The sequence below is a fragment of the Kitasatospora sp. DSM 101779 genome, assembly GCF_025655475.1.
Lineage (GTDB): Bacteria > Actinomycetota > Actinomycetes > Streptomycetales > Streptomycetaceae > Kitasatospora.
In genome coordinates this window covers 1576961-1583132 of sequence record NZ_JAHTIK010000001.1, presented here as the reverse complement: position 1 = coordinate 1583132, position 6172 = coordinate 1576961, and the positions used below count along the sequence as shown (strand labels likewise).

The following is a 6172-nucleotide window of genomic DNA, read 5'->3' as shown; positions in this document are numbered from 1 at the left end:
GGGCGACACCGAGCACGGCGACCGCGATCCCGGCGGCCTGCGCCGGCGCCGGGCGCTCCCCGAGCAGCAGCCCGAGCCCGACCGGTACGGCGACGCCGACGGTGGCGAGCGGCGAGACCACGCCCATCGGCCCGAGCGCCAGGGCGCGGTAGAAGGCGAGCAGGGCGAACGGCCCGATCACGCCCGCCGCGACCGCGTACCAGAGGCCGGCGGGGGCCGCGCCCGGGCCGCCGGTGGCGAGGACGGCCACGGCGAGCAGCACGGCCGCGGCGGCCTGCGAGGCGACCACCACGGTCGGCGCGGGCAGCCGGCGGGTCAGCGAGCCGCCGCCGTAGTCGGCCATGCCCCACAGCAGGCTGGCGGCGAGTGCGAGGAGCTGGGACAGCACAGTGGACTCCGGAGTACGGTCGAGTGGACGCGCGGTGCCCCGGCAGCTTAGGTCAACAGAGTGAACCAGACGAATCAATTCATTGGACTGACATGCCCGACCCCGATCTGATCACCCAGGCCCTGGCCCGCAACCTCAAGCGGCTGCGCGCCGACCGCGGGCACACCCTCGACGCCCTCGCGGCCCGCTCCGGGGTGAGCCGCGGCATGATCGTGCAGATCGAGCAGGGGCGGACCAACCCGAGCGTGGGCACCGTTGTCCGGCTGGCCGACGCCCTCGGCGCCTCCATCGCCCGGCTGCTCGACTACGACGAGACCTCCACCGTGCGGATCGTCCCCGACGCGGAGGCCGTCCAGCTCTGGACGGGTGCCGAGGGCGGCACCGGGGTGCTGCTCAACGGCATCGAGGCGCCCGGCCCGCTGGAGCTCTGGCAGTGGCTGATCCTGCCGGGCGAGGGGCACGCCTCCGACCCGCACCCCGTCGGCACGGTCGAGATCGCCCGGGTCGAGGAGGGCGAACTGACCCTCAGTCTGGACGGCCGCGACCACCTGGTGCCGGCCGGCTCCACCGCCTCCTACGAGGCGTCCGCCGCGCACGGCTACCGCAACGACGGCGAGGTGCCCGTCCGGCTCACCCTGGTGGTCTCGGTGCCGCCGCCCCCGCGCTGACCGTCGCCGGACAGCACGAAGCGGCGCCCCCCTCCCCGCCGGGGGAGTGGGGCGCCGCGCGTGACGGTCAGTCGCGGCCGTACCGCCGCCGGTACTGCTCGATCCGGCCGGCCTGGTCCAGTACCCGGGCGCGCCCGGTCCAGACGGGGTGGCTCGCCGACGAGGTCTCCACGTCGACCACCGGACGGACGGTGCCGTCCTCCCAGACCACCGTGGACGCGGACGTCAGCGTCGAGCGGGTCAGGAAGGAAAGGCCGGCTGCCTTGTCGCGGAAGACGACCGGACGGTAGGCGGGGTGGATGCCGTTCTTCATGGGGCTGCTCCTTCGGGGATCGGTCGTGGATCGGTGGGGCCTGCGGGGCTGCTCAGCGCTCCTCGCGGAAGGCCACGTGCCGGTGGGCGAGCGGGTCGTACTTGCGCAGCACCAGGCGGTCCGGGTCGTTGCGGCGGCTCTTGCGCGTCACGTAGGTGAATCCGGTGCCGGCGGTCGACCTCAGCCGGACGACCGGGCGCAGTTCGCTGCGGGCCATCTGCTCCTCCTCGGTGGCTCTGACCTCGGCCCCGGAGCACTTGTCCGAAACGGAAGTCGTTTTCGTATGGCTCCAACGCGAGCCCGGGCCGTTCCATTCCCGCCTCGTTCGTCCCCTTTCCGTCCTCCTTTCCGCCGGCGGGCCGCGGCCCGCCGCGCGCGCCCTGCGGCGGGACGCACCACCCCTTTCCGGGCCGTGCCGCACGGCTCGCCCGGCTCGACGGGCGCGGGCCGTCCGCAGTTCGTAGGCTCGTGGCATGTCCGATGCGTACGCGGCGCGGCGGGAGCGCCTCAGGGAGCACTGCAGTGCGTCGGGGGTCGACGCGGCCCTCGTCACCCGCGCCTCCAACGTCCGCTACCTCACCGGCTGCCCGCCGTGCGGCGCGAGCCTGCTGCTCACCCGCGAGCGGACCCTGCTGGCGCTGCCCGACGACCTGCCGCCCGAGGAGGGCGGCGAGCACCTGCTCGGGCCGGACGTCGGCCAGCTGCTGGTGCCCGCCGACACCGACACCGCGCTGGCCGCCGCCGAGGCCGCCGGCCGGCTGAAGGTCCTCGACCTCGCCGTCGAGGAGCACGACCTCACCGTCCGCCGCCACCGCGCGGTCGCCGGCGTCGCCGAGGGCGTCCGTCTCGCCGACCTCGGCACCGCGGTGGAAGGGATGCGCGTCGTCAAGGACGAACACGAGATCGCCGACCTGCGGATCGCCGCCGAGATCGCCGACCAGGCGCTCAGCGAGCTGCTGGAGTCGATCCTGGTCGGCCGCACGGAGCGCCACCTGGCGATGGAGCTGGAGCGCCGGATGATCGACCACGGCGCTGACCGGGCCGCCTTCCCGGTCTCCGTCGGCACCGGCAGCCACTCCGGCCTGGAGACCCACCAGCCCACCGACCGCCGGGTCGAGGAGGGCGACTTCCTCACCGTCGTGCTGGGCGCCTGCTACCGCGGGTACGGCGTCTCCACCGCGCGGACCTTCGTCATCGGCGCCGCGCCGGCGCCCTGGCAGGTCGAACTGCACCGGCTGGTCTTCCGCGCCCAGCGGGCCGGTCGCGAGGCGCTCGGCCCGGGTGTCTCCGAGTCCGTACCCGATCTGGCCGCCCGCGAGGTGCTGCAGGCCGCGGGCCACACCGACAGCCCGGCGCACCCGGTCGGACACGGCATCGGCCTGGAGATCCGGGAGGCGCCGCGCCTGGGACCCGCCGACATGGGTAAACTGGACAATCGCGTGCCGGTCACCGTCGGCCCGGGGGTGCACCTCCCGGGGCGGGGCGGGGTCCGGATCGAGGACACGCTCGTCGTGCGCCCCCTCGAGGAGGGCGGGCCCGAGCTGCTCACCATCACCACCAAGGAGCTCCTCGCCCTGTAGCCCGCGGAGCGGGCGGCAGGAGGCGCAGCCCTTGGTTCCTTGACAGCTATATCAGGAGTTAGTGCGCTCGTGGCTTCTACGAACGATCTCAAGAACGGCATGGTCCTCAAGCTGGAGGGCGGCAAGCTCTGGTCCGTCGTCGAGTTCCAGCACGTGAAGCCCGGCAAGGGCCCCGCCTTCGTGCGCACCAAGCTCAAGGAGGTCCTGACCGGCAAGGTCGTCGAGAAGACCTTCAACGCGGGCATCAAGGTCGAGACCGCCAACGTCGACAAGCGCACCATGCAGTACTCGTACCGTGACGGTGAGCAGTTCATCTTCATGGACATGGACACCTACGACCAGGTGCCGGTCGACGCCGCCACCGTCGGCGACGCCGCCAAGTACCTGCTCGAGGGCTTCGAGGCCCTGGTCGCGCAGAACGAGGGCGTCCCGCTGTACATCGAGCTCCCGGCCGCCGTCGAGCTCACCATCAAGGAGACCGAGCCGGGCGTCCAGGGCGACCGCTCCACCGGCGGCACCAAGCCGGCCATCCTGGAGACCGACGCCGAGATCCAGGTCCCGCTCTTCATCACCACCGGTGAGAAGGTCAAGGTCGACACCCGCGACGGCAGCTACCTCGGCCGGGTCAAGTAATCGTGTCCAACGCGCGCACCAAGGCCCGCACCCGGGCCTTCCAGATCCTGTTCGAGGCCGACCACCGGGGGGTCGCGCCCGAGCGCGTGCTCGCCGAGTGGGTGGGCCGGGCACGGGAGGCCAAGCCGGGTGAGACCACCCCGCAGGTCGGCGAGTACACCATGCAGCTGATCGAGGGGTACAGCGACCACGCCCGGCGGATCGACGAGCTGATCTCGACCTACGCGGTCGGCTGGACGCTCGACCGGATGCCGATCGCGGACCGCAACGTCCTGCGGATCGGCGCGTACGAGCTGATCTGGGAGGACGGCGTCCCGGACGCCGTCGTCCTGGACGAGGCCGTCGAGATCGCCAAGGAGTACTCCACCGACGAGTCCCCGGCGTTCGTCAACGGCCTGCTCGCCCGCTTCATGGACCTCAAGCCGCAGATCCGCCGCGACTGAGATCCGTCGCGATCGGGCGGCGCGCCCGCACGGACGGCCCGAAAGGCCGCCGGACCGACAGGTCCGGCGGCCTTCGCGCGTTCCGGGGCCGCCGCACGAGCGGGGGCCTGCGCCCGTTCCCGGGGGAGGCGTAGGCTACTGGTGAGTAATGGCCGATGTGAAGGGCGTACCACCGATGACCACCGCTACGCGCAGCGAGTTCGACCAGGGCATCGCGCTCACCCCGCACCCCGCCGAGCCCGGCCGCTACGACGCCGAGCTCGGCGCCGGCTGGCAGATCGGCGGCGGCGTCAACGGCGGCCTCCTGCTCGCCGTCGCCGGACACGCCCTCTCCCTGGCCAACGGCGACCACCGCGACCCGTTCTCCATCACCGGCCACTACCTCTCCGCCTCCCGCCCCGGCCCCGCCACCGTCCGCACCGAGACCGTCCGCCGCGGCCGCACCCTCACCACCGGCACCGCCTCGCTCGTCCAGGACGGAGAGGAACGGCTCCGCGTGCTCGCCACCTTCGGCGACCTCGACACCCTCGACGGCGAGGTCGGCACCAGTGCCACGCCGCCCGTGATGCCGCTGCCGGACGAGTGCATCGGCGTCGAGCACGCGCCGCCGCAGCTCATCGAACAGGCCGCACTGCTGGAGCGGTTCGACCTGCGGCTCGACCCGGCCACCGTCGGCTGGGCCCTCGGGCAGCCCTCCGGCAACGGCCGCATCCAGGGCTGGTTCCGGCTCGCCGACGGACGGCAGCCCGACCCGCTGCTCCTCCTGCTCGTCGCCGACTCCCTGCCGCCCGTCACCTTCGACCTCGGCCGGCCCGGCTGGGCGCCGACGGTCGAACTCACCGTCCACCTCCGGGCGAAGCCGGCACCCGGCTGGCTCCGCGTCGCGCACGCCACCCGGAACCTGGCAGGCGGCTACTTCGAGGAGGACTGCGAGGTCTGGGACGAGACCGGCCGCCTGGTCGCCCAGTCCCGCCAACTCGCCCGCGCACCCCGGTCCTGACGGACGATCACCCAGAGGCGCGGGAGTGGGCAGCCACATGGGGGCGGGGGCCCCGACCTGTTGATCCGACCGCCCCCGCACTGCGCAGGACCCCGCGCCGCTGGTTGTGCCCGCCGAGGATTCGTCGCGTTCAGTTACAGGGCTGTGACAACCGGTGCGTGTGCGGCCCGCGGGGATGGGGAGGAACAGGGGCGACCGACCGCACCGCCCCGCAGGAGTCGACGATGTCCCGCAACCCCCGCGCCCCCCGGCCCTCCCGCTGCACCGCCAACGCCTCCGCCGCAGGCCGGCCGCACGGCGAGGAGGCCTTCGTGACGGGCATCCTCACCAGCGCCGAGGACTTCGAGCGGGCCCGCGCCTGGCGCCTCACCGACGCCGCGGACTTCGACAGCTACCTGCTGGACACCGCCGTGCTGCTGGCCGAGGCCCGCCGGACGTACGGCACCGTGCAGGCCCGGATGTTCCACGTCGACGACTTCGCGGACTTCTGTCTGCTGCACCGGCTCGACCCGGCGACGCCGGCCTCCCGGGACCGGTACCTGGTCAACCCGCCGCTGCAGACCCAGCTGCTGCCGTACCAGGGGGAGGAGCTCGGCGGCGACTTCGTGCCGCGGCTGGTCCGGGCGCGGGACAACGGCCTGACGCTGCGCCACATCGAACTGCTGCTGGACCGCGGGGACGGCGGGGAGGCCGACCCCGAGGCGGGGGCGCTGGTGCGGCAGGCGCACCAGCGGGGTGCCGAGCTGTTCCGCCGGATGCTGGTCGGCGCCGGGTTCGGCGCGTACCGCTTCCTGTGCGCGGTGGAGGCGCCGGGCGGCAGGCTGGAGGCGGAGGCCCGGATCCTGCACTGGGAGGACGGGGTGGTGCGGATCAACGACGAGGACCTCGACCTGGTCTGCGCGGTGCTCTGTGCGGGCCTCTACCGGGAGCTGCCGGGGGCGGCGCTGCTGCACGGCTCGCAGGGGGCGGCCGGCGCCTGCGGCGAGTACCGGCAGGTCGCCTGGGCCTGGCAGAGCGAGGGTGGCGGCTATGCGCCCGCGGCGGTCGAGCTGGACGACGTGCGGGCGCAGCCCGGGTTCAGCCTGGGCACGGTGTGCTGACCGGGGCCGGGCGCCGGTGCGCGGGCCCGGGAACGGACCACGGCGGG

At 73.7% G+C, this 6172-nt stretch carries 9 protein-coding genes; 6 read left to right on the top strand and 3 right to left on the bottom strand.

The genetic code is table 11. The annotated features are described in order from the left end of the window. Positions 1 to 385, bottom strand: a 385-nt coding sequence (locus KSNIM_RS07350; protein ID WP_263102414.1) for an EamA family transporter, incomplete at its 3' end; no start/stop codon positions are given. A 95-nt stretch (positions 386 to 480) separates the two neighbouring features. Between KSNIM_RS07350 and KSNIM_RS07345 the strand changes: the two genes are divergently transcribed. Beyond that, positions 481 to 1056 (top strand): XRE family transcriptional regulator, encoded by a 576-nt coding sequence (locus tag KSNIM_RS07345; protein ID WP_263102413.1) that lies wholly within the window; start codon positions 481 to 483, stop codon positions 1054 to 1056. 67 nt (positions 1057 to 1123) lie between these two features. Here KSNIM_RS07345 and KSNIM_RS07340 read toward each other — a convergent pair whose 3' ends face one another. Both KSNIM_RS07340 and rpmG read right to left on the bottom strand, forming a co-directional pair. Next, complete coding sequence (locus KSNIM_RS07340) at positions 1124 to 1369, bottom strand: type B 50S ribosomal protein L31 (RefSeq protein WP_263102412.1); 246 nt, start codon at positions 1367 to 1369, stop codon at positions 1124 to 1126. Positions 1370 to 1421: 52 nt separating this feature from the next. Continuing rightward, positions 1422 to 1586 carry a 50S ribosomal protein L33 gene (gene rpmG, locus KSNIM_RS07335; protein ID WP_263102411.1) on the bottom strand — a complete coding sequence of 55 codons (165 nt, stop codon included), beginning with the start codon at positions 1584 to 1586 and terminating at the stop codon, positions 1422 to 1424. Positions 1587 to 1842: 256 nt separating this feature from the next. Between rpmG and KSNIM_RS07330 the strand changes: the two genes are divergently transcribed. The 5 genes from KSNIM_RS07330 (at position 1843) to KSNIM_RS07310 (ending at position 6125) form a co-directional block, all read left to right on the top strand. Beyond that, on the top strand, positions 1843 to 2949 hold the full coding sequence (locus KSNIM_RS07330) for an aminopeptidase P family protein (RefSeq protein ID WP_263102410.1): 1107 nt from the start codon (positions 1843 to 1845) through the stop codon (positions 2947 to 2949). 69 nt (positions 2950 to 3018) lie between these two features. Further along, complete coding sequence (efp, locus tag KSNIM_RS07325; protein ID WP_263102409.1) at positions 3019 to 3582, top strand: elongation factor P; 564 nt, start codon at positions 3019 to 3021, stop codon at positions 3580 to 3582. Positions 3583 to 3584: 2 nt separating this feature from the next. Then, positions 3585 to 4025: a transcription antitermination factor NusB gene (gene nusB, locus KSNIM_RS07320; RefSeq protein ID WP_095871915.1), complete on the top strand. Its 441-nt coding sequence runs from the start codon at positions 3585 to 3587 to the stop codon at positions 4023 to 4025. Between the two features lie 175 nt (positions 4026 to 4200). Then, positions 4201 to 5025 (top strand): thioesterase family protein, encoded by an 825-nt coding sequence (locus KSNIM_RS07315; protein WP_263102408.1) that lies wholly within the window; start codon positions 4201 to 4203, stop codon positions 5023 to 5025. 224 nt (positions 5026 to 5249) lie between these two features. Then, positions 5250 to 6125: a hypothetical protein gene (locus tag KSNIM_RS07310; protein ID WP_263102407.1), complete on the top strand. Its 876-nt coding sequence runs from the start codon at positions 5250 to 5252 to the stop codon at positions 6123 to 6125. The last annotated feature ends 47 nt before the right edge of the window (positions 6126 to 6172 follow it).